25 protein-coding genes and 1 pseudogene are annotated in these 26,361 nt (G+C 67.1%); 13 read left to right on the forward strand and 13 right to left on the reverse strand.

Annotated features, from left to right (window positions below):
- From metG to IDF66_RS16720, 3 genes are all read left to right on the forward strand, one after another.
- Positions 1-1,581 carry a methionine--tRNA ligase gene (metG, locus tag IDF66_RS16710; protein WP_190267808.1) on the forward strand — a complete coding sequence of 527 codons (1,581 nt, stop codon included), beginning with the start codon at positions 1-3 and terminating at the stop codon, positions 1,579-1,581.
- Positions 1,578-2,747 (forward strand): aminodeoxychorismate synthase component I, encoded by a 1,170-nt coding sequence (locus tag IDF66_RS16715; protein ID WP_190267809.1) that lies wholly within the window; start codon positions 1,578-1,580, stop codon positions 2,745-2,747. The genes metG and IDF66_RS16715 overlap by 4 nt, the downstream gene beginning before the upstream one ends.
- 161 nt (positions 2,748-2,908) lie before the next feature.
- Positions 2,909-4,186, forward strand: a complete 1,278-nt coding sequence (locus IDF66_RS16720; protein WP_190267810.1) for a helix-turn-helix domain-containing protein — start codon at positions 2,909-2,911, stop codon at positions 4,184-4,186.
- On the opposite strand, the gene rsmI is transcribed toward IDF66_RS16720, so the two are convergent.
- Positions 4,116-5,000, reverse strand: a complete 885-nt coding sequence (gene rsmI / locus IDF66_RS16725; RefSeq protein WP_223309719.1) for a 16S rRNA (cytidine(1402)-2'-O)-methyltransferase — start codon at positions 4,998-5,000, stop codon at positions 4,116-4,118. The two genes, IDF66_RS16720 and rsmI, sit on opposite strands and share 71 nt — an antisense overlap.
- A gap of 86 nt (positions 5,001-5,086) precedes the next feature.
- Here rsmI and IDF66_RS16730 point away from each other — a divergent pair, with 86 nt between their 5' ends.
- Entirely contained in the window at positions 5,087-6,637 is a 1,551-nt protein-coding gene (locus IDF66_RS16730; protein ID WP_223309801.1) for a dolichyl-phosphate-mannose--protein mannosyltransferase, read from the forward strand.
- Here IDF66_RS16730 and IDF66_RS16735 read toward each other — a convergent pair.
- The 7 genes from IDF66_RS16735 to IDF66_RS16765 form a co-directional block, all read right to left on the reverse strand.
- On the reverse strand, positions 6,573-8,279 hold the full coding sequence (locus IDF66_RS16735) for a BCCT family transporter (RefSeq protein ID WP_190267811.1): 1,707 nt from the start codon (positions 8,277-8,279) through the stop codon (positions 6,573-6,575). The genes IDF66_RS16730 and IDF66_RS16735 overlap by 65 nt on opposite strands.
- 32 nt (positions 8,280-8,311) lie before the next feature.
- Positions 8,312-8,689, reverse strand: coding sequence for a GntR family transcriptional regulator (locus IDF66_RS16740; RefSeq protein WP_190267812.1), 378 nt, complete (start codon positions 8,687-8,689; stop codon positions 8,312-8,314).
- Positions 8,690-8,701: 12 nt separating this feature from the next.
- The gene (locus IDF66_RS16745) at positions 8,702-9,928 is read right to left on the reverse strand and encodes an arginine deiminase (protein WP_190267813.1); all 1,227 of its coding nucleotides are present in this window, start codon (positions 9,926-9,928) and stop codon (positions 8,702-8,704) included.
- A 46-nt stretch (positions 9,929-9,974) separates the two neighbouring features.
- Positions 9,975-11,198 (reverse strand): MFS transporter, encoded by a 1,224-nt coding sequence (locus IDF66_RS16750; protein ID WP_190267814.1) that lies wholly within the window; start codon positions 11,196-11,198, stop codon positions 9,975-9,977.
- A gap of 10 nt (positions 11,199-11,208) precedes the next feature.
- A complete protein-coding gene (locus IDF66_RS16755; protein ID WP_164306826.1) occupies positions 11,209-12,159 on the reverse strand; it encodes a patatin-like phospholipase family protein in 951 nt (316 codons plus the stop codon).
- Positions 12,160-12,240: 81 nt separating this feature from the next.
- A complete protein-coding gene (gene soxR / locus IDF66_RS16760) occupies positions 12,241-12,687 on the reverse strand; it encodes a redox-sensitive transcriptional activator SoxR (protein ID WP_164306468.1) in 447 nt (148 codons plus the stop codon).
- A gap of 52 nt (positions 12,688-12,739) precedes the next feature.
- Positions 12,740-13,600: a universal stress protein gene (locus tag IDF66_RS16765; RefSeq protein WP_190267815.1), complete on the reverse strand. Its 861-nt coding sequence runs from the start codon at positions 13,598-13,600 to the stop codon at positions 12,740-12,742.
- A 159-nt stretch (positions 13,601-13,759) separates the two neighbouring features.
- On the opposite strand from IDF66_RS16765, the gene IDF66_RS16770 reads away from it, so the two are divergent.
- A complete protein-coding gene (locus IDF66_RS16770; protein ID WP_190267816.1) occupies positions 13,760-14,068 on the forward strand; it encodes a hypothetical protein in 309 nt (102 codons plus the stop codon).
- A gap of 177 nt (positions 14,069-14,245) precedes the next feature.
- On the opposite strand, the gene IDF66_RS16775 is transcribed toward IDF66_RS16770, so the two are convergent.
- The gene (locus IDF66_RS16775) at positions 14,246-14,497 is read right to left on the reverse strand and encodes a type B 50S ribosomal protein L31 (RefSeq protein ID WP_164306375.1); all 252 of its coding nucleotides are present in this window, start codon (positions 14,495-14,497) and stop codon (positions 14,246-14,248) included.
- Positions 14,497-15,868: pseudogene (gene mrf, locus IDF66_RS16780) on the reverse strand (ribosome hibernation factor-recruiting GTPase MRF). The gene IDF66_RS16775 and the pseudogene mrf overlap by 1 nt, the downstream one beginning before the upstream one ends.
- A gap of 104 nt (positions 15,869-15,972) precedes the next feature.
- Between mrf and rpmB the strand changes: the two are divergent.
- Together rpmB and rpmG are read left to right on the forward strand one after the other, a co-directional pair.
- Positions 15,973-16,209 (forward strand): 50S ribosomal protein L28, encoded by a 237-nt coding sequence (rpmB, locus tag IDF66_RS16785; RefSeq protein ID WP_190267817.1) that lies wholly within the window; start codon positions 15,973-15,975, stop codon positions 16,207-16,209.
- Positions 16,209-16,373 carry a 50S ribosomal protein L33 gene (rpmG, locus tag IDF66_RS16790; protein ID WP_124707939.1) on the forward strand — a complete coding sequence of 55 codons (165 nt, stop codon included), beginning with the start codon at positions 16,209-16,211 and terminating at the stop codon, positions 16,371-16,373. Before rpmB ends, rpmG begins: the two co-directional genes overlap by 1 nt.
- Before the next feature lie 74 nt (positions 16,374-16,447).
- Here the strand turns inward: rpmG and IDF66_RS16795 are convergent, their stop codons facing one another.
- Complete coding sequence (locus IDF66_RS16795; protein WP_190268052.1) at positions 16,448-18,247, reverse strand: cation:proton antiporter; 1,800 nt, start codon at positions 18,245-18,247, stop codon at positions 16,448-16,450.
- Between the two features lie 187 nt (positions 18,248-18,434).
- Here IDF66_RS16795 and IDF66_RS16800 point away from each other — a divergent pair, with 187 nt between their 5' ends.
- From IDF66_RS16800 to IDF66_RS16810, 3 genes are all read left to right on the forward strand, one after another.
- A complete protein-coding gene (locus tag IDF66_RS16800) occupies positions 18,435-19,451 on the forward strand; it encodes an AurF N-oxygenase family protein (RefSeq protein WP_190267818.1) in 1,017 nt (338 codons plus the stop codon).
- 27 nt (positions 19,452-19,478) lie between these two features.
- A complete protein-coding gene (locus tag IDF66_RS16805) occupies positions 19,479-21,017 on the forward strand; it encodes a 4Fe-4S binding protein (protein WP_190267819.1) in 1,539 nt (512 codons plus the stop codon).
- Between the two features lie 208 nt (positions 21,018-21,225).
- Positions 21,226-22,032, forward strand: coding sequence for a maleylpyruvate isomerase N-terminal domain-containing protein (locus IDF66_RS16810; RefSeq protein WP_387999910.1), 807 nt, complete (start codon positions 21,226-21,228; stop codon positions 22,030-22,032).
- A gap of 42 nt (positions 22,033-22,074) precedes the next feature.
- Here IDF66_RS16810 and IDF66_RS16815 read toward each other — a convergent pair whose 3' ends face one another.
- Complete coding sequence (locus IDF66_RS16815) at positions 22,075-22,701, reverse strand: helix-turn-helix domain-containing protein (protein WP_190267821.1); 627 nt, start codon at positions 22,699-22,701, stop codon at positions 22,075-22,077.
- A gap of 19 nt (positions 22,702-22,720) precedes the next feature.
- Between IDF66_RS16815 and IDF66_RS16820 the strand changes: the two genes are divergently transcribed.
- Both IDF66_RS16820 and IDF66_RS16825 read left to right on the forward strand, forming a co-directional pair.
- A complete protein-coding gene (locus IDF66_RS16820) occupies positions 22,721-23,461 on the forward strand; it encodes an AzlC family ABC transporter permease (protein ID WP_190267822.1) in 741 nt (246 codons plus the stop codon).
- Complete coding sequence (locus tag IDF66_RS16825; RefSeq protein WP_164306383.1) at positions 23,458-23,778, forward strand: AzlD domain-containing protein; 321 nt, start codon at positions 23,458-23,460, stop codon at positions 23,776-23,778. Before IDF66_RS16820 ends, IDF66_RS16825 begins: the two co-directional genes overlap by 4 nt.
- Positions 23,779-23,891: 113 nt before the next feature.
- On the opposite strand, the gene IDF66_RS16830 is transcribed toward IDF66_RS16825, so the two are convergent.
- Positions 23,892-25,316 carry a DEAD/DEAH box helicase gene (locus IDF66_RS16830; protein ID WP_190267823.1) on the reverse strand — a complete coding sequence of 475 codons (1,425 nt, stop codon included), beginning with the start codon at positions 25,314-25,316 and terminating at the stop codon, positions 23,892-23,894.
- A gap of 466 nt (positions 25,317-25,782) precedes the next feature.
- Between IDF66_RS16830 and IDF66_RS16835 the strand changes: the two genes are divergently transcribed.
- Positions 25,783-26,274: an FBP domain-containing protein gene (locus IDF66_RS16835; protein WP_190267824.1), complete on the forward strand. Its 492-nt coding sequence runs from the start codon at positions 25,783-25,785 to the stop codon at positions 26,272-26,274.
- Positions 26,275-26,361: the final 87 nt, after the last annotated feature.

Genomic DNA, 26,361 nt, shown 5'->3' on the forward strand with positions numbered 1-26,361 from the left:
ATGACCGACGATCCGACGCGCACCGAGTCCGCTGTTCACGCCTCGCACGGCGCGGGCGAACCGTGCTACATCACGACCGCCATCGCCTACCCCAACGGCGCTCCCCACATCGGTCACGCCTACGAGTACATCTCGACCGACGCGCTCGCCCGGTTCAAGCGTCTCGACGGCTACGACGTCCGCTTCCTCACCGGCACCGATGTCCACGGGCAGAAAATGCAGCAGACGGCCGAGGCCGAAGGCATCCCGACGGCAGACCTGGCCAAGCGCAATTCCGATCGCTTCCAAGCGCTGCAGGAGCGGCTCGGCTCCAGCTTCGATCGATTCATCCGGACCAGTGACACCGACCACCAGCGCGCATCCGAAGCCATCTGGCAACGCATGTCCGATGCCGGTGACATCTATCTGGACACGTACTCGGGCTGGTACGACGTCCGCGACGAGACCTTCTACGCCGAGGCCGACACCACCATCGACGACGCCGGCAACCGGGTCGCGACCGAGAACGGCCACGTCCTCACCTGGACCGAGGAGGAGACCTACTTCTTCCGGCTGTCGGCATATCAGGACAAGCTGCTCGAGCTGTACGAGACCCACCCCGAGTACGTGGGTCCGGACGTGCGGCGCAACGAGGTCGTCAGCTTCGTCAAGGGCGGACTGACCGACCTGTCGATCTCGCGCACCACCTTCGACTGGGGCGTACCGGTGCCAGGTCATCCCGACCATGTCATGTACGTGTGGGTCGATGCCCTCACCAACTACCTGACGGGCGTGGGCTTCCCCGACGACACCGCGACATTCGACCGATACTGGCCGGCCGACCTCCACATCATCGGCAAGGACATCATTCGATTCCACTGCGTCTATTGGCCCGCCTTCCTCATGAGCGCGGGTATCGAACTGCCCAAACGCGTGTTCGCCCACGGCTTCCTGTTCAACAAGGGCGAGAAGATGAGCAAGTCGGTCGGCAACGTCGTCGACCCGGACAATCTCATCGACGAGTACGGGCTCGATCCGGTGCGCTATTTCTTCCTGCGCGAGGTCTCCTACGGCCAGGACGGCTCGTACTCGACGGACGCGATCGTCAGCCGGATCAACGCCGACCTCTCCAATGAGTTCGGCAACCTGGCACAACGCAGTCTGTCGATGATCGGCAAGTACTTCGACGGTGCGATCCCCACACCCGGCGCCTACACCGCCGACGACGCCGCGCTGCTGGAGAAGGCCGCCGGATTGTTGTCCAGGGTGCGGGACCAGTTCGACGTCCAGGCGATCCATCTCGGCATCGAGGCGCTGTGGTCGGTTCTCGGCGACACCAATCGCTACATCTCCTCCCAGGAGCCCTGGAAGCTGGCCAAGACCGATCTCGACCGCACGGCGACGGTGCTCTACGTGTGCGCCGAGGTGGTCCGCATCGTCGCGCTGCTGGCCCAGCCGGTGATGCCCGAGTCGACGAACCGGTTGCTCGATCTGCTCGCCGTCGATCCCGACGATCGCCAGTTCACCGCTGTCACCGACTCGCTCGTCGCAGGCACCCCGTTGCCCAAGCCAACGCCGATCTTCCCCCGCTACGAGGCGTGACGGCTCCGGCGCTCGACGTCCTGCGTGCGCTGCACGCGCACACGCGCGCGGCCGGCCTGCCGCCACCGGCCGCCCTGATCGGCGACTGGTGGGACGCCGATGCCGTCATCGCACCGTCGATCGCGCTCCGCCCGGGATTCGCGCCGCCCGACGACCCCGATCTGTTCTGGTTCGGCTATCTGGGTTTTCCGGTCCACGCCACCGAATCCCCGCTGCCCACCGTGGTCGGCGGGCTGACCGACGAGGTGGTGATCCTCCGCGACGGCCGGTGGCGTCACGAGAGCGTCCACGGAAATGCCTGTGCCCCATGGATCGAGCGCGCGCTGAGCGAGCCCGCCGATCCCGTTGGGCACCGATGGTCGGCGAGCTGGGTCCCGCCAGAGCCGCAATCCCACCTCGCGGCCATCGACCGGTGCCTCGAGGCGATCCGCGCCGGCGAGGTCTATCAGGCCTGCGTGTGCACCCGTTTCACCGGGACCGTCGATGGCGACCCACTGGAGTTCTTCGCGTCGATCACCAGGACGACGATGCCGGCGAAATCTGCCTACTTACACGGCGATTGGGGCACCGTGGCCAGCTTCTCGCCGGAGACGTTCCTACGTCGGACCGGCAATATCGTGTCGTCGTCGCCGATCAAGGGGACGGTACCGGCCGATGCGGCGCCCGAATCGTTGTCGGCCTCGGCGAAGGATGTCGCAGAAAACGTGATGATCGTCGATCTCGTACGCAACGACCTGGGCCGTCTCGCCGTCACCGGCACGGTCCGGGTCGCAGATCTGCTCTCGGTGGTGCCGGCGCCCGGGGTGTGGCATCTGGTGTCGCGGGTGGAGGCCATCGTCGACCCCGCGGTCGGGACCAACGAGTTGTTGCGCGCAATGTTCCCGCCTGCGTCGGTCACGGGGACGCCGAAGATCCGCGCGGCCGAACTGCTCGCGGACTGGGAACCGTCACCACGGGGTGTCTACTGCGGCGCGATCGGCATGGCCGGCCCAGGACACGGGCTCGATCTCAGCGTGGCGATCCGGACCGTCACGATGACACCGGACGGTATGGCCGGCCTCGGGGTGGGTGGCGGGATCACCATCGATTCGGATCCGGCCCGCGAATGGCAGGAATGCCTGGACAAGGCGGCGAGTATCGTCGAGGCGACCCCGAGTATTCCCTGAACGGACATCGTGCCCGGATTCGACGCCGGACGATGACCGTTCAACGCACTGGCGCCCGCGCTTGTCGCGAATCAGGCGCCGCTTGACGCAAAGTCCTGAACATCGCTAATCGGCACGGCCGACCCCCTTCCGCTTGCCATCATCTGGGGTAGAGTCGGACTATGCGCCGATCCATACTGCCGGGTACGGAAAGTACGGGTGACGCCGGCGGCCTTGGTGACCGGTCACAAGCACACGTCACCCGGGATCTCCCGGTGCCCACCGCCCGCAAGGAAGTCCTGGCCTCGTGGCAACGTGCCGTCGACACCGGGGCCGACGCCGACAAACACGCGCCGCGGCATCTCCCTCCCGGCGAGGTCCACGACCGGCGCCACCGCAACGCACTCGCCGACGGCGCGCAGCGTCTGCAACGGCTGTTCGCCGAGACCACCGACGACACCGAACTGCTCATGGGAGTCTTCGACTCCGACGGTGTCCTGCTGTGGCGTGGCGGGACCTCGCGGTGGCTGCGGGTCGCTGACCACCTCGAATTGGTGGAGGGCAGTCGCTGGGACGAGGAATCCACCGCGACCACGGCTGTCGGCCTGGTGATGTCTGACCACCGGTCCACCCGTGTCGTCGGTCAGGAGCACTTCAATCATGCTCTCCACTCGCTCTATTGCGCCGCCGCGCCGATACACGATCCCCGTACCGGGCAGCTGACCGGAATCGTCTCCCTGGCCGGCCCGGTGCAAGGTCTGCAGCCGTCGTCGACGGCGTTCGCGGCCAGCATGGCAGCGCTCGGCGAACACGAGATCGCCGGCGCTCATGCGCGATCTCTCGCCGACCTGCGAAAGAATGCTGGTGCACGACTGACCGGCATCCGCGGTCCGGCACTCCTGGTGGACGGCGACGGCTGGGTGGCCGACAGCCGCGGATGCACGGCGCCCGACGCGGTGGCGGCCCCCATGGAGGACATCCATCAGTTCGTCCCGGGGATCGGGACATGTGTCGCCCAGCAGGTCGGCACCGGGTGGCTCCTGCGACGCGTCGGCCCCGCGAATCCCGTTGTCGCCGAACTCGATCTGCGCGGTGAACCAACGCTGACCGTGGCCGGCGACGGCGACGATTGGCAGACCGTGCTGACTCGCCGACATGCCCAGATCCTGCTCCTGCTGGCCGAGGCGTCCGAGTCGGGTCTCACCTCGGCACGATTGAGCCGACTGATCTTCGGCGATTCCGGGCACGTGGTGACGGTTCGTGCGGAGATGTCGCGGCTGCGACGTGCGGTCGGCGCCCTGCTCACCAGCCGCCCCTATCGGCTGGCCCCGGGCGTGACTCTTCATGTCTCCGAGGACGAATCAGCTGTCGATCCGGCCGAGGCCTGGCTCACGACTCCTGACGACGGGCCAGAACCGCTTGATAGACGTCACGCCGGGAAGCACCGCCGCCCCGCGTGACCTCCTGACATGCCTCTTTGAGACGGACACCGTCGGCAACGAGCTGTTCGACCTCCTCGACGAGGTCGGCCATGTCACGGACCCTCGGAGTCGCGCCCGCGAGGACCACGGTGATCTCCCCCTTCACACCGTCGGCGGCCCAGTCGGCGAGTTCCGCGAGCGTTCCGCGGCGCACCTCTTCGTAGGTCTTGGTGAGCTCGCGGCACACCGCTGCACGTCGATCACGCCCCAAGACCTCAGTGGCGTCGGCGAGAGTGTCCGCGAGACGGTGGGGCGACTCGAAGAACACGGTGGTCCGGGGCTGGTCGAGCAACGTCGTCAGCCACTCCCGGCGGGCACCGGCACGTCGCGGAGCGAAGCCGTCGAAGCAGAACCGTTCGGACGGTAGCGCCGAGACGGCGAGCGCAGTGGTCACCGCCGACGGACCGGGCAGACAGGTGACCCGCAATCCCGCGTCGGCACAGGCCGCGACCAGCTTGAACCCCGGATCGCTCACCGACGGCATCCCGGCATCGGTGATCAGCAGCACGGTCGACCCGGCGGCAATCGCGTCCACCAACGCCGGTGTCCGTGCCGCCTCGACCTGGTCGTAGTAACTCACGAGGCTTCCGCCGATCCCCACGTCGAGCGCCGCGGCGAGATTCCGCGCGCGGCGGGTGTCCTCGGCCGCCACGATATCGGCCGAGGTGAGAGCGGCGCGCAGCCGCGGCGACGCATCGTCGACCCGTCCCATCGGCGTCGCCGCCAGGACGAGCCGGCCGACCGCCTCGATCGTATGGCCGTCGGACATATCGACGGCTTCCCGAGAGTTCATCATCTGACAGCTTACGAGTGACCACTACGATCGGACGGGTGACCAACGCCGCCATCCTCGATCGAGGTCCCGACGAGGAGAGCGGCCTGTCCGCCGATCGTGGACGCGCGGAGGATCTGGGCACCCGGCCGGGGCCCGAGATCCCGACCCCGCTGTTCGGCGCTCCCGATCGACGACGAGGTCTCCTGGTCGGTCTGGTGATCGCCGTGGTGGCCACCGCCACCAGGCTCTGGGGTCTGGCCCATCCCACCGACCAGGGCACTCCGGTCTTCGACGAGAAGCACTATGTCCCACAGGGCTGGCAGGTGCTCACCGGCGGCAATTGGATCGAGGACAACCCGGCCTACGGGCTCGTGGTGCATCCACCGGTCGGCAAATGGCTACTGGCGGCCGGCGAGTCGATCTTCGGCTACGGCCCGGTCGGCTGGCGGATCGCACCGGCGATCGCCGGCGTCGCGATCGTCGTGATGATCTACTGCGTGGTCCGACGGATGTCGCGCTCCACGCTGGTCGGCGCCATCGCCGGGCTCTTCGCGATCTGCGACAGCGTGCTGTTCGTCCAATCCCGGATGGGGATGCTGGACATCTTCCAGGCGGTCTTCGTCGTCGCCGCCTTCGCCGCGCTGATCGCCGACCGCGACCAGGTACGCGCACGGATGCACCGTGTCTGGGTCGAGGGCCGGATGGGTGACAGCGACTACGGTCCACGGCTCGGGTTCCGCTGGTACCGGTTCACTGCGGGCGTCATGCTCGGCCTGGCCTGCGGCACCAAATGGTCGGGCATCTACTTCGTGATCTTCTTCGCCGTGCTCGCCATCGGTTTCGACGTCGCGGCCCGCACCGCCTATCACGTCCGTCGGCCGTGGCTCGGCGTCCTGCGCCGCGACCTGATCCCGTCCGGCCTGAGCCTCGCGGCGATGCCGGTGCTCATCTACCTCGCCACGTTCATCCCGTGGTTCAACAGCGAGACCGCAGTGTATCGCTATGAGGTCGGCAACCAGATCGGCAGCGGCGGGCCGTTCGCGTGGGTTCCGGGTGCCTGGCGTTCGCTCTGGTTCTACGAGGCGGGCATCCTGCAGTTCCATGCGGGACTGACCAATTCGGCGGGCAACCACCATCCGTGGGAATCGAAGCCGTGGACGTGGCCGATGAGTCTGCGGCCCATGCTGTACGCGATCGAGAACGGTCCCGATCAATGCGGCGGCGGTGAGTGCGTCCGCGCCCAGATGTTGATCGGGTCCCCCGCCATCTGGTGGTTCGCGCTCCCGATGCTCGCGTGGGGCCTGTGGCGGTTCCTCGTCCGCCGCGACTGGCGGTACGCCGCAGTGGTGACCGCATATGCCGCGGGCTATCTGCCCTGGTTCGCCGACCTCGACCGCCAGATGTACTTCTTCTATGCGACCGTGATGGCACCCTTCCTGGTGATGGGGCTGGCCCTGTGCACCGGCGATCTGTTGCGAGCTGCCACCTCGACGGCGCGTGCACGGCCGGAACGTCGGACCCTCGCGATCCTCGTCGTCGCGATCTACGTCGGACTCGTGGTGGCCAATTTCATCTGGCTGTGGCCGATCCTCACCGCAGGTGCGATCTCTCCAGCCCAGTGGCATCAGCAGATCTGGCTTCCGAGTTGGGGTTGACGGGCTCGTCGACGCTGACCGGTTCCTCGACGTAGCCGCCGACGGCCGAGAACTCGCTCGTCGCGATCTCGGTGGCCTGCTGCCGGATGTGCTCGTCGATCTCGGAGCGCAATTCCATCCGCGCGACGATCAGCGGATCACGGCGCAGGTCCCGGAACAGCGCGAAGCACATCAAGATCATCACCACCACGAACGGCAGCGCGGCGATGATCGCCATCTGCTGCAGTCCGGTCAATCCGTCGTCTCCGCTGATGGCCAGCAGCAGCGCGGCCACCGTCCCGGTGAGGACACCCCAGAAGATGGTGAGCCATCTCGGCGGATCGTGGGCCCCTCGATGTGACAGCGAACCCATCACGATCGACGCGGAGTCGGCACCGGAGACGAAGAAGATCGCAACCAACAACATGACCAGCGCGGATGCGACCGCCGTCCAGGGCAGGTGCGCCAGCACCTCGAACAACGTCGCCTCGCTGTCGTCCACCGGCAGGTTCAGTCCGTCGGTCTCCTGCCGGATGGCGGTACCGCCGAAGATGCAGAACCAGACCAGCGACACGGTGGTCGGCACCACCATGACGCCGATGACGAACTCCCGGATGGTGCGTCCCTTGCTGATCTTCGCGAGGAACAACCCGACGAACGGCGTCCACGAGACCCACCACGCCCAGTAGAAAATCGTCCACGACGCCAGCCAGTCCTGACCGTCGGCGTCCACGGTGGCTCCCGAACGTGCGGAGAAACTGGGGATGTCGTTGAGGTAGGCGCCGAGCGTGGTGGGCATCAGGTTCAGGATGAACACCGTCGGGCCCACCACGAAGACGAAGATCGCCAAGATCAGCGCGAGCACCATGTTGATGTTGGACAACCACTGGATGCCACGTGCGATGCCCGACACCGCCGACGCGACGAAAGCCGCGGTCAGCACCGCGATCACCGCCACCAGGAGCATGGTCGACGGCTCGTCGACCCAACCGACCTTCACCAGCCCCGAACCGATCTGCAGCGCACCGAGCCCGAGGGATGCCACGGTGCCGAACAACGTCGCGAAGATGGCCAGGATGTCGATCACCTTGCCGATCGGGCCGTTCTCCCGCCCGCCGAGCAACGGGGCGAAAACCGCGCTGATCAACTGGCCACGACCACACCGGTACGTGCTGTATGCGATCGCGAGGCCGACGACCGCATACATCGCCCAGGGATGGAAACCCCAGTGGAACATGGTCGTCGCCATGGCGATCTGCACATCTCGGGCGTCGTATCCGGGCGGTGCGTTGACGAAATGGAACAGCGGCTCGTACGCACCGAAGAACATGAGTCCGATACCCATGCCTGCGCTGAACATCATGGCGATCCAGCTGATCGTCCGATACTCGGGTTTGTCGCCGTCGTGACCGAGCGGGATGCGGCCGTACTTGCTGGCCGCCAGATACACGGCGAAGACCACGAAGAAGGTCGCCGACAGGATGAACAACCACCCCATGTTGTCGGTGATCCAGCTCAGGGCGTTGGTGCTCGAGGCGTTCAGACTGTCTGAGTCGACCATTCCCCACACGACAAAGCTGACGACGATGGCCGCGGTGATCCCGAACACCCACGGGTCAAAGCCGACACGCGACGTCCTGACCGCTTTCTGTTCCGTTGTCACCAGTCAACACAACCAAAGGTTGATGCAGGTTCTCAACCCAAACGGGTAGCCTGTGTCACCAATGTGACTATTGTGGCGTCGTCGATGCCGAGGTCTCGGAGCGATCTCACGTGCTCGACCGTCGCCCGCTGCGCCCGGTCGAGCGTTGCGTCACGACTCGACTTGATGAACGAGCCGTGCCTGCCCCGGGTCTCGATGACGCCCGCCGCTTCCAGTTCCCGATAGCTGCGCGCAACGGTGTTGGCCGCCAGCCCGAGATCGGCGGCGAGCCGTCGGACTGTCGGAATACGCTGTCCGACCAGGAGTTCTCCGCGTGCGATGAGCTCGATGACACCTGCGCGGACCTGCTCGAACGGCGGCTCGGCACCGTCGTGGTCGATCGTCAACATGGTCGCCAGATCCGCGGACATGTCGCCTCCTGCTCAGACCTCGTCGCGGGCGAGTGGACACGACATGCACCTGGGCCCACCGCGACCGGACCCGAGCTCTCTGCCCTCGATCTCGAGGACCTCGATCCCCGAATCCCGGAGACGCTGATTCGTCTCGACAGTGCGGTTGTAGGAGACGACGACCCCCGGTGCGACCGCGAGCGTGTTGTTCCCGTCGTCCCACTGTTCGCGCTCGGCGGTGATCGGATCGAGACCGGTGTCGATCACCCGGAGTTTGTCGATCTCCATCGCCTCGGCAGCCGCTTCGACGAACGGACGGGAACCGCTCACCTCGACCGTGCCGCCGCGGTGGCGCAAGGTGAACGCGGACATCGATTCCGCGATGTTCGGGTACATCACCACCGCGTCCACGTCGACCATGGTGCACACCGTGTCGAGGTGCATGAACGCACGCGCCTGCTGGATCGGGACCGCCAGTACGGTGTGCGCGAGCCCATCGTCGAACAGACTGCGCGCCAACGCTTCCGCACCCGCGGGCGTGGTGCGCTCCCCCACCCCGACCGCGACCACGCCGGGCGACAGCAACAGGACGTCACCGCCCTCGACCGGCGCGACCTGCGACTCGTAGGCACGGCGGGCGCCGGTGAACCGCGGATGGTGCGCATAGATCAGGTCGGTCAGCGAGGTCTCCCGTACCCGGGCGGGCAGCGCCAGCGAGGTGATCGCGAATCGGGGGCCGATCCAGAACGAACTGTCCCGGGTGAAGAGCAGATTGGGCAAGGGCTCGATGGCGAACTCGGGACCGTGGTGCATCCGGCGCACCAGCGACGACGATGCCGCGGCCGGGGTGACCGGGAGTTCGTCGAAGGTCATTCCGGCGGTCAGGACATGGGCCAGTTCCGCCGCGGGCAATCCGCGCAGATGACGGGCGAGATCGTCGGCGAGGTGCGTGCCGAGTCGTCGAGGGCTGACGGCGGCGGCGATCCCCTGTATCCGGGCCGCACCGCTGTGCTCGATGGTCTCGGTGAGCAGATCGCCGAGCAGGAGGACGTCCACGCCATTGGCTCGCAGCAGTTCGGCGAACGCATCGTGCTCCTCCTGCGCACGGGCCACCCACGGCAGACCGTCGAAGAGCAGCTGATCGTTGTTTCGCGGCGTGAGTCGCCGCAGTTCGTCGCCCGGTCGATGCAGCATGACTGCCCGCAGCCTGCCCACCTCGGAGGTCGATCCCAGGGCGTAGCCGGCGGCGCTGCTGCTCATGTGTCAACGGTAATCCGTCGCAGTCGATCTCACCGGCTCGCTCGGCCTACTCGTCCGTGTCGCGCTCCACGTCGGTGAGATGAGGACCGCCACCCACCACCGCGGGCGCCGTCTCGTCGGCCATGCACCACATCCCGAACGCGAGCGCGGTGACCGCACCCGTGAGGAGGAAAGCCGGTGCGAATCCGGCCCGATCGGCGACGAAACCCACGATGATCGGGCCACTCACCGCACCCAGATCCGACGACATGCCGTAGGCCGCCAGTGCCGATCCGCCCTGCTGCCGGTTTCCGAGCACATCGGCCAGGGCGGCCTGATGCGTCGGCGCGAACAATCCCGATCCGGCACCCGCAGCCAGGCACAATGCCAGCGCCACCAGCAGATTCGGCGCGAAACCCAGTGCCGCGGTGGCCGCCGCGGCAATCGCAAGACCCGGGAGCATGACCGGCCGCCGACCCAGACCGTCGGACAGCCTCCCGGCGATCACGATGGCCGCGACATTGCCGACGGCGAACACGGCCAGCGCGACACCGGCCATCGCCGCACCTTCGTCGAGGCCGTCGGTGATGAACAGCGGCACCACCGCCACCCGGACCCCCATCGAGGCCCATCCCTGCACGAAGTTCGACGACAGGATCGCGCGGTACGTACTGTCGTGCAACGCGCTACGGAAACCCACCACCCCGGCGGGTGCCGGCACGGACGGGTCCGGTCGACCACCCTGGTCACGCAGCTGGGTGGCGACCACCACCGATGCGATCAGCAGCGCGATCGAGTACACCACGAAGGGCATGCGCAGGCCGAAATTGACCAGCGCACTACCGATCAGCGGTCCGGTGATGTTGCCGATGAGAAAGCCTGCGGAGAAGTAGCCGGAGACCCGTCCGCGGATGTCCCCTGGTGACATGCGGATCAGCAGGGCCATCGCCGAGACGGTGAACATCGTCGATCCGATGCCGCCCGCGGCGCGGAACAGCAGCAGCTGCCAATAGGATTGGGCGAACGCGCACGCGAAGGTGCTCGCCGCGACGATCAGCAGTCCGATCAGGTAGATCCGTCGCTCGCCGAAGACCGTGACCAGTCGCCCCGTCGCGGGTGCGAAGAGCAGGCGCATGACCGCGAACGCGGAGACGACGGCCGACGCGGCGGTGAAGCTTACGTCGAAACTCCGCGCGAAGGCGGGCAACGCCGGCGCGATCAATCCGTATCCGAGTGCGATGACGACGTTCGCAGCCAGCAGCACCCAGATCCCGCGGGGAATCCGTCTCACGTCCGGGCCCTCACAGGGTCAACTCGGGCAACTGGTCGAGCGCCTCGGCAGTCCGTGATCGGCCGAGCGCGATCATCTCGGAAGCCTTGTGGAAGTCGAGGGTGCGCACCGACTTCCGCGGCACCCGGATCAGGATGTCGGGTGGATACCCGGCCACCTGATAGCGGGTGAGCGCTTCCTGCATGATGTCGAGCGACCGGCTCAGCACCTCGATACGGCCCATGCGGCTGGTCTCGACGTCGGGTTCCGCGGTGGGCGCCGGGTCATGCAACTCGCCGCCGCCGGCAGCCTCGAGTCCGAACCTGTCCCGGACCGACCTGACGAAGTCGCTGTCGAGAATGGGGGCGACGTTGCGGCGCAGCAGCCGTTTGGTCTTGGGTTCGCGGGTGGCGCCGTGATCGGGACCGCCGTCGGCGCCGAGCACCACCCCGATCGTGACATCGCTTGCCACGCCCGACGTCGGGGCCACCGGCAACGGGTCGAGGATGCCGCCGTCGGCCAGCAGCCGTCCGCCGTGGTCATGGGGACTGATCACGCCGGGAATCGCTATGGAGGCGCGAATCGCCTCGACGACCGGGCCGCGCTGGAACCACACCGCACGACCCACATTGAGGTCGGTCGCCACCGCGGTGAAAGGGATCGACAGATCCTCGATCCGGGCGTCGCCGAGGATCTCCCGCACCCGCGACAGGATGCGCTCGGCGCCGATCACACCGGGCTTGGACAGCGACACGTCCATCAGCCGCACCACATCGAGCTGGGACAGGCCGGTGATCCAGTCGACGTACTCGTCGAGCTTGCCCGCGCAGTACAGACCGCCCACCAGCGCACCCATCGACGATCCCGCCACCGTGACCACGTCGAAGCCGCGTTCGGTGAGTTCGGCGATCACACCGATGTGCGCGTAACCACGCGCCCCGCCACTGCCGAGGGCGAGTGCCACGCGGGTGGGTCTGGCCATGTTGCGAGCCTATCGAGCGCCACAGTCCGGCCGACAGCGCCCTTGTCGACATCACCGGCAAGCGGGTGTTGGCCCGGCCGATCAGTCCCGCATCAGTCGGCGTGGGCCGGGACCGAGTTTGTTCATCTCGTCGCCGGGATTCAACAGATGGCACTCGCCCAGCGACAGGCAGCCGCAGCCCACGCACGACCCGATCATGTCGCGCATGTTCTCCAGCAGCGCGATCCGGTTGTTGATGTCGTCGATCCATCGCTTGGATGCGGACTCCCACATCGACTTCGGCGGCGACTCGTGAGTGCCGAGCTCCGAGAGCACGTCGGCGATCACCGCGAGCGGGATGCCGGCGGACTGCGACGCCCGGATGAAGGCGACGCGGCGCAGCATCGCACGGTGATAGCGGCGCTGATTGCCGGAGGTTCGACGGCTGAAGATCAGTCCCTGGTCCTCGTAGAACCGCACCGCGGACGGCGCGATACCCGCACGCTGGGCCAACTCGCCGACGGAGAGTTCGAGCTTCTTGAGCGACACGAATCCCATCGTAGGCGACCTCAAGTGAACTTGAAGTCGCCGACGCTCCGGTCTAGCTGCGGACCACCATCACCGGGCTCTCGGCCTGGTGCAGGATCTTCTGGCTGGTCGAGCCGAGCAGCAGACCCTTGAATCCACCGCGACCGCGGCTGCCCACCACGATCAGCTGTGCGTCGTCGCCTGCCGCATCGAGGACGGCCTTCGCGGGCTCCTCAGGGATCACCACCCGCTCGACCACCACATCGGGATACTCGGAGGTGTAGCCGGCCAGCCGCTCCGCGACGGCCTCGACGGCCTCCTGCGACATCCGGGCGACCTCGTCGGGCTCGATGCCGTATCCGTGCAGGGCATCGACGTCGAGCGGGGTCCAGGTGTGTACCGCGACCAGCTTCGTCTTGCGCACTGACGCCTGACGGAACGCCTCGGCCACCGCTGCGTCACTCACGGGTGAATCGTCGATGCCGACCACCACCGGTCCGTTGCCGCCGGGTCCTGCCACCACCACCACGCGACCGTGGAAATGAGCCGCGACCGTGGTGCTCACCGATCCGAGGAACAGGCCCTTGATCGATCCGAGACCACGCGTCCCGAGGACGATCGTCCCGGCGTCCTTACCCAGCTCGAGCAGAGCCCTCGCCGCGTCACCCTCGACCAACGAGGTCTGCGGTGCAACGCCAGGAGCCACCTCCTTGGCCAGCGCCGCGGCGTCGTGCACGGCATCGGCGGCGTCCTGCTTGATCGCGTCCACCACGTCCTGCGGGATGATCAGCCCAGGCGCGTAATTGCTGGTGCTGATGTCGTAGACGCCTACCAGCTTCAGATCGACCTCCTCGGCCACAGCCGTCGTGGCCGCCCACCGCACCGCCCGATTCGACGCATCCGATCCATCAACACCGACGAGTATCGCGTTCATCTCCGGTCCCATCTCCTCACTTGGTCACCCCGTGTGGCCTCACCCCCATCCTGCCTGCCGCCGAGCCCTGCGGCAATGAGCAAAAAGTCCCGGTCACAGCACTTTTCGACGCAGGGTATGGTGGAGAAGAGGTGAACCGACATCGAACGCAAAGCAGACATGAACGAGACCCACAGGCCGGCGTCCACCGGCGACGAACTCCGCCAAGCGGCGGTACATGCAGGTGTCACAATCACTTTCGGGCTCTTGGCGCTCCTGGTGGCCTGGGCTTCTGACGACGGGTTGCGGACCGCGCTGATCGTCGCGGCACCGATCATCGTGCTGATCGGTGCGCTCGCCTCGCTGTGGCGCACCTACCGGAACTGGCGGGCCGGAGGGAAATGGCAGACCTGGCAGGGCGCCTCGTGGCTCCTGCTGGCCGTGTTCATCGTCTTCCTCTTCAACACCGCTCCGGCGCTGATGTCCTGAGCTACGGCCCGCCGATCGGTCGTAGAGATTCACTGAACATGCACGCGTCCAACCGAGTCCGCCGATCGGCGTGATGCCGCGCCCACTCAACGGGAGACCGCTCCAGGTCGACACGTGAAAACATGTGCGCGCCTGTCGATCTGGACCCGACACCGGCGCGTCAGCAGCTCAGCGGGTTCATCGGCCGAGGTGCGGGTAGCGCCGACGGAACCGGTCGACACGTCCTTCGACATCACGGATCCGCGCGACACCGGTGTAGAACGGGTGCGAATCCCTGGTGACGTCGAGCGTGATCCGCGGGTAGACCACTCCGTCGGCCCATTCGACCTGATCGGCGGAGGTCGCGGTGGATCTCGTCAGGAACTCATGGCCCGTCGACGCATCCCGGATCACGACCGGGTGGTAATCGGGATGGATGTCACGCTTCATCATCGGTCCTCTCGGTTGTGCGAACCCTCGGTATTCCGGGTCGCATCGACGGCGGGCGCGGCGGGCGGTTCGAGGTCGTCGCAGGGGTCTGCGTGCATCTGCCCGAACGGGTCGTCGTAGGTGGACCAGAGCGCCCCTCCGGCCGCGAACTCGACGTCGTCGAGACAGGCCGATCGGAGCGCTTCCCGGACGTCGACGGCGTCGGCCCGATGGACGAGCACGACCAACGAGGTGTGGCGGTCGCCGAATCTCTCGTCCCAACGCAGTGCGCCCATCGCGCGCCGCTCGGGGTCCACCCGGTCGCGTTGCTCCTCACCCATCGCCGCGAGCCAGCGCCCTCCCGGCGCCACTCGTAGTCCGCCACCGGCAGATTCGAGCCACAGCGCCTCGTCGGGCCGAGTCGCCAGCCAGAGGCGCCCACGCGCACAGACCACGCCGTCGAGCAGCACGTCGATGGCTTCGTGAAGGCGGCCGGGGTGCAACGGCCGATCGGCATGGAACTCCACCCACGACACCCCGCAGTCGGCCGAGAGCGCGGGCTGGTCACGGAGCAGCGGATCGTGCGGCCCGTCCAGGCGCCCGCGGCGCGCCCCGGGCGCCACCGCGGCGAGTAACGACTCCGCGATGGTCCAGGTCACCGGACGTTGCGGGAGCTCCATCACGATCGGCGCCCCGGGCGCGAGTCGTTTGCAGACCGCCGCCAGTCTGGCCGATTCCCATGCGTCACGCATCGCGGGGTCGCATCCCGCGACGACGAGCGCGTCGGCGAACGCCACTTGACCGACAGCGAGCTGCGCAAGGGTCCGGTCATCGTCGGCGACGGCGGCGAACCCCGCCTCGGCAAGCGACAACTCACCGGTCGCCGCCTCGAGCCAGGTGTCCTCGGCGACACAGGGCGATGGTCGCCTCGACTCGCACATCACGTCCGGCCGGGCCGTCGACGAATCCCGGCATCTGCGCGATCACCACATGCTCGACCGCCCAACAGATCCGTTCGGGTTCCATGATCGGATCGAGCACCACCACGATGCGCCTCACCGACGACCTCTGATGCAGCCGCCGCAGCAGCGGCAGCAGATCCTCGCGCAGCGTGCAGGACACACACCCGTGGGCCAGCTCGACCTCGGTCTCCCGATCGTGCCGACGTCCGCCGGCGTCCACCCAGGCCGTCCGCCGCACGACCCGGCCGTCGGCGACCCGACCGAGATCGTGATGAACCACCACGGTCCCGGTCGAGCCGTCGATACCGACCAGCGCCTCACCGACCCTGGCGACCGCAGTCGAATCCAGCCCGGTCACCAGGACGAGCGGCGTGCGATCACCCTTCGCAACTCCATCTTTCGACGTCGAAACCACTCCGTCGTCTCCCACGAGCAACTCCCTATTGGAAACAGTTTCCATTTACGTATGCCTGACGGTAGCGTGGCGAGCGCATTGATGGCAATCATTTTCAATATGAGCAGGAAGGTGGCACCATGTCCCGACGCTGCCAGGTCACCGGGCGCGCACCCGGCTTCGGCAACCGGATATCCCATTCCCACAGAAAGACATCGCGTCGGTGGAATCCCAACATCCAGCGTCGCCGCTACTACGTGCCGACAGAGGGCCGCTACGTGACGCTGCGGGTGAGCACAAAGGGAATCGCCACCATCGACAGGCACGGCATCGAATCCACCCTCGCGGCCATCCGTGCCCGAGGTGAGAAGATCTGATGGCCCGCAACGAGATCCGCCCCATCGTCAAGCTCAGGTCGACGGCAGGCACCGGCTACACGTATGTGACCCGCAAGAACCGCCGCAACGACCCCGATCGCATGGTGCTGCGCAAATACGATCCCATCGCCCGCCGCCACGTCGACTTCCGAGAGGACCGCTGATGCCCACGGCCATCCGCAACGCCCGCGAGATGGCGCTGCTGCCTTACGCCTCGGGGCGATGAATCCTGCCCAGATCAGTCCTCGGCCCGCAGGTCCAGACTGATCTCCTCGGCATCGAGCTGCCTGAGTTCCTGTTCGAGCAGTGCCGAGTGAAAAGTGCCCTCGTCCCGCATCTGGAGCAGGACCTCTCGCTGCGCTGCGACCAGGTCACGACGGATCTGTTCGTAGGCGGCGCGAACCCTCATATTCGCGTCGATGATGCCCTCCTCGGTGTCAGCGGTCTTGGCGATCGTGGCAAACCGCTTGCGCAGCACCGGATACCGCGCGACCAACTCCGACTCTGCGATCACCTTGCGCGACGTGGCGGTCAGCTCCGCACGGAGCCGATGGTGCTCGGCGACGCGACCGTCGGTGTCTTCGGTCACCTTCAATACGCGGATCAGCCAGGCGAGGGTGCCGCCCTGACACAGCAGCGACGCCGCCGCGACGACGAAGGCGATGAGGACGAGCAGAGACCGCGACTCGACATCGCCCGGGAGGGTCTGGGCGGCGGCGAGTGTCACCACGCCGCGTAACCCACCCCAGACGACGATGGTCGCCTCCTTCGGCCCCAACGGCGCGGAGCGGTAGTAGTCGATGTCGGCGATCTGGCGGGTGAGTCGCGAACTGACGAGCCGCGCCGTCTCCGGCGATGTCGGCGGAAGCTCCTCGGAATCGGACCACCGCCGGGGTTCCATCCGACGACGCAGACGCCGCCACTCACGCCGGATCGCGCTGCGCGCCTCGCGCGTGCGACGTATCGGCCGGTCGGGCCCCTCTTGCTGACGTTCGACCATGGTCGCATTGATGTCTGCGAGCATCGGCCGCATCTCGGTCCCGCGTTGGGCGGCGCGATCGAGCCAGAGGACCAACGGCACCACGTAAGCCGCGCGGATCACAACCGCGAGCGCCAGGGCCGCCAAGCCGATCCAGACCGCCGTGTCGACCCCGTCGTGGTCGTCGTGGACATCGACCACCAGGCCCCACAGCTCCAGGCCCATCAGCAGGAACACCCCGCCCTCGACGATCAGCTCGACGGTCCGCCAGTTCTGGCTGTCCGACAGTCGATGCTGCGGCGTCAGGAACCGCGCGGCGCCGGCACCGGTGATCAATCCCGCGGTCACTGCCGCCACCAGCCCCGAGGCGCCGAGCTCCTCCGCGGGGATATAGGCGAGGTACGGAACCGTGAACGAGATGGCTGTGTTCACGGTCGCATCGGGTACGCGCGCCCGGACCGCGAGATTGAGCCAGCCGACAACGGTTCCGATGATCACCGCGACGACAACGGCCAGGACGAAGTCCACGGCGACATGGCCGAACGAGAAGCTGGCCGCGATGGCCGCGATCGCAGACCGCAACAGCACCAGCGACGTCGCGTCGTTGAGCATGCTCTCGCCCTCCAGCACCGCCGTGACCCGGTGCGGCACGCCGAGGCGTTTGGCGATCGAGGTCGCGACCGCATCGGTCGGACTCACGATCGCACCGAGGGCGATCGCGGTGGCCAGGCCGATCCCGGGGATCACCCAGACGAAGAAGAAGCCCAGCAGCACGGCACTGACCAGCACCAGAAGCACCGACAACGCGCTGATCGCGCCGAAGTCCCGGCGGAAGTCCATCGTCGGCATGGACACTGCGGCCGAGTAGAGCAGGGGCGGCAACACCCCGATCAGAATCCACTCGGGGTCGACGTCGACGGCCGGGACGAACGGCATCACCCCCACCACCACACCCACCACGACCAGCAACAACGGTGGCGCCACACGAATGCGTGGGCCGATGACCTGAGCGGCTGCGATTCCGAGCACCGCGACGACCACGAGGAGGATCTGATGCACCTGACCATCCTGACTCACATGTCCGGCGTCGGGCCCGGCACGCGGTGCCATCCTGGATTGTGACATTGAATGTTGACAAATGATCGAGCGTCCAATTACGTTCGGTTCACAACACGGCGGTACCGGTCCGATCCGGTGAGCCGTCCGGTATCACCCGGACCATCTCCGACGACGAGAAGGGTCAGCCATGACGAACGCCCTCGAACGCGTGGGTCAGTCGTACGTCCCCGAGCACGACAAGTCCAGCGACGCCGACAACTACACCCAGATCCTCGACGACCTGTCGGCCGCGTCGGTGCACCGCAACTTCGACCCCTACATCGACATCGACTGGGATGCCCCCGAGATGGCGATCACTCCCGACGATCACCGCTGGATACTGTCGAGCAAGGTCGATCCGGTGGGCCGCCACCCCTGGTACCAGCAACTGCCCGTCGACAAGCAGATCGAGATCGGCATGTGGCGGCAGGCCAACGTGGCCAAGGTCGGTCTGCAGTTCGAGTCGATCCTCATCCGCGGGCTCATGCAGTACAGCTTCAAACTGCCCAATGGGGCCAAGGAGTTCCGCTACACGACGCACGAGTCCAAAGAAGAGTGCAATCACACCCTGATGTTCCAGGAGTTCGTGAACCGCACCGGAATGGACGTGCCGGGCGCCAAGATCGGCTACCGGCTGATCTCACCACTGGTACCGCTCGCGTCGACGATCTTCCCGACCATCTTCTTCTTCGGCGTCCTCGGCGGCGAAGAGCCGATCGATCACATCCAGAAGGACTTCCTTCGGACGCGTGCCACCCTGCACCCCACCATGGCCGCGGTCATGCAGCTGCACGTGGCCGAGGAGGCCCGGCACATCTCGTTCGCGCATCACCTCCTGCGGGAGACCGTCCCGCGGAAGGGCCGCATCCAGCGCTTCCTGCTCTCGCTCATGTTCCCTCTCACCATGCGCATCCTGTGCGGCGCGATCGTCGTACCGCCGAAGAGCTTCCAGAAGCGGTTCGATGTGCCCGACGAGGTGATGCGTGACATCTTCTGGCGGTCAGACGAATCGAAGAAGTTCCTGCGCAACGTCTTCGGTGACGTGCGGATGCTCGGCGATCAGTGCGGCCTGATGAACCCGGTGTCGCGACTGCTGTGGAAGATTCTCGGTATCGGCGGCCGGCCGTCACGGTTCCGGAGCGAACCGACGTACACCGCGGCCTGAGCCGCACCCCTCACAGACGGATCCGACATGCCCCACGTAGTCACGCAGGCGTGCTGCGGCGACGCCTCGTGCGTCTACGCATGCCCGGTCAACTGCATCCACCCCACCCCGGAGGAGCCCGGCTTCGGCACTTCCGAGATGCTCTACATCGACCCGTCGACCTGTGTCGACTGTGGCGCCTGTGTGAGCGCCTGCCCGGTCGGCGCGATCGTGCCCGGCCATCGGCTCACCGACGAGCAGGCACGATTCACCGACGTCAACGCCGCGCATTTCGATCCGACCGGCGACGGCGCGACACGTTTCCCCGTCGACCCTGCACGACGACTCCCGTTGGCCCCCATCGACAAACCACATCAGCTCGCCGTCGACTCCCCCGTGTCGGTCGCCATCGTCGGGTCCGGGCCGTCGGCCATGTACGCCGCAGACGAACTCCTGCGCCAGCCGCAGATCTCGGTCACCATCTACGAGCGGCTCCGCCGACCGTTCGGGCTCGCTCGTTACGGGGTCGCGCCCGACCACCTGTCCACCCGGTCGGTGATGCGGCTGTTCGACGACATCGCAGGCAACCCGCGTTGCGACATCCGGCTCGGCATGACGATCGGGCGCGATCTCACCCTCGACGATCTGCGGGAGCGTCACTCCGCGGTCATCTGGGCGGGCGGCGCACCGACAGATCGTCGTCTCGCGATCGACAACGCCTCCGCACCCGGCGTACACAGCGCCACCGCGCTGGTCGGTTGGTACAACGACCACCCGGACCACGACCACCTGGACATCGATCTCGCCACCCCCCGGGCCGTCGTGATCGGCAATGGGAATGTGGCACTCGACGTCGCCCGCATCCTCACCACCGATGCGGAATCGCTTGCCGACACGTCCATCTCCCGGCATGCGCTGTCGGCGCTGCGGTCGTCGGCGATCGATGAGGTCGTCGTCCTGGGTCGCCGCGGTCCGACACACGCCGCCTTCACCCTGCCCGAGCTGATCGGCCTCGTCGACCACGGCGCGAACGTCGTGGTCGATCCCGACGACCTGGCACACGCGCCCGTCCCGGCGGCCGACGACGCGACAACTCGCGCCAAGATCGATCTGTTGGCCGAGGTCGCGGCACGCACACCGCGCCGAGGGCGTCGCATCCGGCTCGCCTTCCATCGTTCCCCGGTCGGCGTCGATGTGGATACGGACGGCCGGGCCGCGGGCGTCGTGGTCGCCCACAACACCGTCGATCTGACCGGGGCCATCACTCCGACCGGCACGACCGACACCATCGACGCCGGACTCGTCCTCACCTCCATCGGCTACCGCGGCATCGCGGTACCGGGGCTGCCCTTCGACGACGCCCGGGGCGTGATCCCGCACAGCGCAGGCCGGGTCGTCGACGACGGGGTGCCGGTGCCCGGCATGTATGTGACCGGATGGATCAAACGCGGGCCGTCTGGCTTCATCGGCACCAACAAGACCGACTCGGCCGAGACCGTCGCATCGCTGCTCACCGATCTCGAGGCCGGACTGCTACCCGAACACGGGCGTCCGCGCCGCCGACGGATCCTGAGCAGACTGGGCTGACCGCCCCCGTCGGCGCTGTGCCGTTCGGGGTCCTCTGCCCCACTCAGCGCAATCTGGGACATACGTCCCACTGCAATCGGATCTACAGCTTCGCAAAAGTCGTTGTGCACAAACGAATACGTGCAGGAAACAGTTGTGTCACGTTCGTCCGCCCGGACGACCACCCGGGGTTATTCTGGGGCCCTGTTGCTCTGGGGGGTGGCCAGTTGTGAGGACGATGTTCTCGCGGTTCGACTACATCGACGCTGCGCGGGAGACCGGCACGCAGTTCGTGGAGTTGGTGCGCACTGTCGCCGACCCCGAGACCCGCCTGTCCGCGACACCGTCGTGGACCGTGGCGGATTGCCTCGGCCACGTGTCGTCGGCGCCCGGCCGTTACCTCGATCTCGCACGTGGCGAGGGCTCGTGGTCGCGACGCGCGACAGACCTGCCCGACTTCAATGCCAAGCAGATCGCCAACCTGACCACGCGTGACGTCACGCTGCTCACCGACAACCTCCTCGGCGACCTCGACCGCCTGCTCGACGAGGTGTCGCATTTCGGCGCACGGGTACCACTGATGAGGTTCGACGGCGACCGGTGCATCCGATCCGACGCCGCGCTCGGCATCCTCATCGGCGAGTTCGTCGTGCACGGCCACGATGTCGCCTGCGCGATCGGCGCCCCATGGGACATCGACCCCGCGGTCGCCCCGTTGGTGGCGCGGGGCCGCCATCAGATCCTGCCCGAATGGGTGGACGAGATCGCGTGCGAGGGACACTCTGCGACCTACGACATCCGGTTGCGCGGATGCGCCGAGCGCTTCGTCTACCAGTTCACCGACGGCAGGCTCGAGATCGATCCGACCGACCTTCGGCCTCCTGACGTGCACATCAGCATCGATCCGGTCGTCGCGATGCTCGCCGCGTACGGACGCGTCTCCCCCACCTGGGCAGCGCTGACCGGCCGTGCTTTCGCGTGGGGTGCCCGGCCCTGGCTGGCCACGAGTCTGCACAGGCGGTTCATCCCGGCATGATCCGGCCAGACGGCCACCGGCCGAGTCACGACTTTGCCCGGCTCAGGTCGACTCGCTGATCATCACGGCAACTGTGCCCGGCACGAGGGCCGCGAAGACATGCTCGATGTCCCCGGCATACGAGACGTAGTCGCCGGCCCCGAGTTCCACCGCGGCATCGGTGGGCCCGACGCGCGCCCGTCCGGCACTGATCACCACGTGTTCGACCACTCCGCGTGAGTGTGGTGCCGAGACACGTGGTTCACCCGGTTCGGCCCTGATGAGGTACATGTCGCGGCGGGTCCCCGGCCGCGCTGTCGAGAGCAGCGTTGCCGAATAGTCGGCGGCCGCGGCCGGGATCACCGGGCCGTCGCCGAAGCGGATCACCTCCACCGGGTGCACGGGTGCATCCAGGAGCGCCGAGAACTGCAGCCCCAGGGCCGTGGACAGCGCCCAGAGCGTTTCGACACTCGGATTACCGTCGCCGGACTCCAGTTGCGACAGAGTCGATTTGCCGATGCCTGCGCGCCGAGCGAGCTCGCCGATCGACAATCCGGCCCGCGTGCGTTCACGTTTGAGCGACGCCGCCACGATCTGCTTCGGGTTGATCCCCGACGACGCATCGGCCGGCTCACGTTCAGGGTCGTTCACTGAACGGGACGACCGTCCTTCTTGACGAACACCATCCATAGTGTCCATCATAGTGGTCATGCGTTCGTCCTGGAGAACACTCGACCCGTCGGCGGTTCGCGCCGTCGTCGTGATGAGTGCGTCGGTGCTGGTGATCGGCGCCTCATATGGTGTCGCCGCGCACACCGCAGGACTCGCGTGGTGGCAGATCCTCACGATCGCAACGGTCGTGCTCGCGGGGTCGTCGGAGTTCGTGTTCGTCGGCGTGATCGCCGCAGGCGGGGCACCGCTGGTCGCCGCACTGGCCGGACTGCTGGTGAACACCCGCAATTTCGGCTACGGACTGTCTGTCGGCAAGCACCTCGGACGCGGGCTGCCGCTCGCCCTCGGCGCACACCTGATCAACGACGAGACGGCCGCGCTCGCATCCGGCGAGCACGATTCCCGACGCGCACGTGCCATCTTCTTTCTGTGCGGCATCGGGATCCTCATCGGCTGGCCGCTCGGGTCGGTGCTCGGTTCGGCGATCGGCGAGCTGGTCGCGAGCCCGGAGACCCTCGGTCTCGACGCCGCTTTCCCGGCTCTGCTCGCCGCGCTCGCGGTCCCCGCGCTCCGCGAGCGGACCACCCTCGCCGCCGCACTGGTCGGCGGCGGCATCGCGGTACTCGCCTCGCCCTTCCTCCCCGCCGGTGTGCCGATCATGCTCTCGCTGACGGGTGTCGCGGTCGTCGAGATCGCCCGGCGACGCCGATCCCCCACCCCCGCAACGGAAGTCATGGACCACGACGAAGTCGGATATGCGCAGGAGTCGTTGCGATGAGTACCACGGGACTCTTCATCGGTGTCGGCGTGCTGGCCGTCGGGACATACCTGATCAGGCTGGCCGGACCCGCGCTGCGCAACCGCTATGAGGTGAGCCCGCAGGCCGCCGCCGTGATGGACCGGGCGGCGATCGTCCTGCTGGTCGGGGTCGCCGCCACCGGCGCACTGTTCGCCGGCCACGATCTTGTCGGCTGGGCACGGCCTGCGGGCGTGACGGTGGGGATCATCGCCGCGCTGTGCAAGGCACCACTGGTGGTGGTCGTGCTACTGGCGGCCCTGGTGGCGGCGGGTCTACGCGCCGCGGGAGTCGCGTAGGCCGGCCATCCCGCAGGGGCCGTTGTGGTCCTTGAACGTCGTGGACACCCCGGAACGCCGGAATCCACCCTCGCGTGCGCGAAGGTGGATTCCGGAAGAGTGAGCCGGCTCGGTCAGCGAGCGCTTGCCGGAGCGCCTGCCCGGGTGGCCCGTCGACGCTGCTGGTTTGCCGGGCGACGACCGTGCGACGACTCCCCGGTGTGCGACTGCGACTGCGCGGTCGCCGAACGGCCCGTCCCGCGACGACGCTGACCCGAGTGACCGGCGCCGGACCGGTCGTTCCCGGCCTGGCCGTTGCGTCCGCCGGGGCGGCCGCGACGCTGGCCGTTGGACTTCGGCGCCTGACGCTGCACCGGCTGCTCCACCGGGGCCACATACTCGGCACGCGGTCCGACCAGGGTGTCGACCTCAGCGGACTTGGCATCCACGCGGGTCGGGGTCACCTTGATGTTCGCCTTGCGCAGCAGGCCGGCGAGATCGCGACGCTGCTCGGGCAGGCACACGGTGACCACGTCGCCGCTGCTGCCCGCACGTGCGGTGCGTCCGGAACGGTGCAGGTATGCCTTGTGCTCTGCAGGCGGATCGACGTGGACGACGAGCTCGACGCCGTCGACATGGACGCCACGCGCCGCGACGTCGGTGGCCACCAGGACGCGCACGCCCTCGCCGCCGAACGCCTTCAGGTTCCGGTCGCGCTGTGCCTGACTGAGATTGCCGTGCAGGTCGACGGCGGGAATGCCGCTGTCGGTGAGCTTCTTGGCCAGCTTCTTCGCCTGATGCTTGGTGCGCATGAACAGGATTCGGCGTCCCTGGCCGGAGGCCAGCTCCTGGACGAGTCCGTTCTTGTCGCCGGGCGACACCTCGAAGACGTGGTGGGTCATCTCGATCGGAGCCGTGGTCTCCACCGTCGAGTGGACCGTCGGCTTGTCGAGGAAGCGCTTGGCCACCTTGTCGACGCCGTTGTCGAGCGTCGCGGTGAACAGCATCCGCTGCCCGTCGGCCGGTGTGGCCGCCAGGATGCGGGTCACGCCCGGCAGGAAGCCGAGATCGGCCATGTGGTCGGCCTCGTCGAGGACGGTGATGTCGACCCGGTCGAGGCGGACGATGCGCTGCTGCATCAGGTCCTCGAGACGGCCGGGGCAGGCGACGACGATGTCGACACCGCGACGGAAGGCATCTTCCTGCCGCTTCTGGCTGACACCGCCGAAGACCGTGGTGACGGTGAGGTTCATCGCGCGGGCCAGCGGGGTCACCACGGCGGCGATCTGGGTGGCCAGCTCGCGGGTCGGAGCCAGGATCAGACCGGTCGGTGAACCGGGACGGCGTTCGACGTCGAGTTCGGCGAGGCCCGCGACCATCGGGATCGCAAATGCCAGGGTCTTGCCGGAACCGGTCTTGCCGGAACCGATCACGTCGTCACCCGCGAGGGTGTCCTTCAGGGTCTCGGCCTGGATGGGGAATGGTTCGGTCTTGCCTTCGGCGGCAAGAACTTTCACGAGCTCGGCGGGCACGCCGAGAGAAGCAAAGGTAATGGACAAGGTCCGTGTCTTTCTGTAGTGGACACGCCACAGCAGCAGTCGAACAGCTCTGCAAGGTGTCGATGGCGAAGACGCATCTGTGCGTGTTCGTTCGCCGTACGAAGTCAAAGAGCAGGCACTGACTGGCCTGTCGAAGAAGCGTTCTACGACGCGTTGACGGCACCTGATCGGTGCATCAATTGAAATCAACGTTACGCGACTTCCGACAGCACGGCCAAATCAGGTGACGCAGATCATGACCACTGCCGAGGGGCAATCCAGTTGACGACCGGGATACGCCGGAGGCACCATGCGATACGTGTATCCATCCATGTCGTCGCCCGTCGGGCGTGGGGAGGTCGTCGGCGTCGTGCACGCCGACAACTGACGACACCGCCCCGACAGACGCGGATCTCACCCGGCCGGGTGTCCCGCGTCCGGTCACGCGTACCCCTGTCACGACGATCCATCAAGGTATTCGATACACATGCACGCACTAACCGAATCACAGATTCGCAAGTCCTTCGTCAATGCTTCTCTGCGAGAACGCAATGCGCTGACGCTCCCGCTCGACTTCGCTGACATCGACTGGGAGAACACCGATTACGTCGGCTGGCGCGACCCGAAACTGCCGCTGGTCGGCTACATGATCGTCCCGGTCGACGACCGGCCGGTCGGCATCATGCTGCGGCTCGGCGGTAGGCAGCCTCGAACCCGCCCACAGTGCTCGCTGTGCGAGGACGTCCAATTGCCCAACGAGGTCGCGTTCTACAGCGCGAAACTCGCCGGCCCGGCCGGACGCAAGGGCAATACCGTGGGAACCCTCGTGTGCTCGAACTTCGAGTGCTGCGCCAACGTCCGGGTCCGTCCGTCGAAGATCTACGCGGGCGACGACCCCGAGGCCGTCCGTAGCCAACGGATCGAGTCGTTGCGGACTCGCGCCGACGGCTTCGCGCGGCGAATCCTCGACAAGGGCTGATCGACGCGCTGATGAAATACGGCTCATGAGAGACGAGAGCGCGGTTCCGATGATTCGGAACCGCGCTTTCCATCTGTGGAGCTTGTT

Origin of the sequence: Gordonia hankookensis (genome assembly GCF_014673215.1) — a bacterium.
Classification (GTDB): domain Bacteria; phylum Actinomycetota; class Actinomycetes; order Mycobacteriales; family Mycobacteriaceae; genus Gordonia; species Gordonia hankookensis.

Bases quoted from the DNA above. Each gene is read 5' to 3' on its own strand.
- metG (WP_190267808.1), top strand. From the start codon at position 1: ATGACCGACGATCCGACGCGCACCGAGTCCGCTGTTCACGCCTCGCAC.
- IDF66_RS16720 (WP_190267810.1), top strand. From the start codon at position 2,909: ATGCGCCGATCCATACTGCCGGGTACGGAAAGTACGGGTGACGCCGGC.
- rsmI (WP_223309719.1), bottom strand. From the start codon at position 5,000: ATGAACTCTCGGGAAGCCGTCGATATGTCCGACGGCCATACGATCGAG.
- IDF66_RS16740 (WP_190267812.1), bottom strand. From the start codon at position 8,689: ATGTCCGCGGATCTGGCGACCATGTTGACGATCGACCACGACGGTGCC.
- IDF66_RS16745 (WP_190267813.1), bottom strand. From the start codon at position 9,928: ATGAGCAGCAGCGCCGCCGGCTACGCCCTGGGATCGACCTCCGAGGTG.
- IDF66_RS16755 (WP_164306826.1), bottom strand. From the start codon at position 12,159: ATGGCCAGACCCACCCGCGTGGCACTCGCCCTCGGCAGTGGCGGGGCG.
- IDF66_RS16765 (WP_190267815.1), bottom strand. From the start codon at position 13,600: ATGAACGCGATACTCGTCGGTGTTGATGGATCGGATGCGTCGAATCGG.
- IDF66_RS16770 (WP_190267816.1), top strand. From the start codon at position 13,760: ATGAACGAGACCCACAGGCCGGCGTCCACCGGCGACGAACTCCGCCAA.
- IDF66_RS16775 (WP_164306375.1), bottom strand. From the start codon at position 14,497: ATGAAGCGTGACATCCATCCCGATTACCACCCGGTCGTGATCCGGGAT.
- rpmB (WP_190267817.1), top strand. From the start codon at position 15,973: ATGTCCCGACGCTGCCAGGTCACCGGGCGCGCACCCGGCTTCGGCAAC.
- rpmG (WP_124707939.1), top strand. From the start codon at position 16,209: ATGGCCCGCAACGAGATCCGCCCCATCGTCAAGCTCAGGTCGACGGCA.
- IDF66_RS16800 (WP_190267818.1), top strand. From the start codon at position 18,435: ATGACGAACGCCCTCGAACGCGTGGGTCAGTCGTACGTCCCCGAGCAC.
- IDF66_RS16805 (WP_190267819.1), top strand. From the start codon at position 19,479: ATGCCCCACGTAGTCACGCAGGCGTGCTGCGGCGACGCCTCGTGCGTC.
- IDF66_RS16815 (WP_190267821.1), bottom strand. From the start codon at position 22,701: ATGGATGGTGTTCGTCAAGAAGGACGGTCGTCCCGTTCAGTGAACGAC.
- IDF66_RS16820 (WP_190267822.1), top strand. From the start codon at position 22,721: ATGCGTTCGTCCTGGAGAACACTCGACCCGTCGGCGGTTCGCGCCGTC.
- IDF66_RS16825 (WP_164306383.1), top strand. From the start codon at position 23,458: ATGAGTACCACGGGACTCTTCATCGGTGTCGGCGTGCTGGCCGTCGGG.
- IDF66_RS16835 (WP_190267824.1), top strand. From the start codon at position 25,783: ATGCACGCACTAACCGAATCACAGATTCGCAAGTCCTTCGTCAATGCT.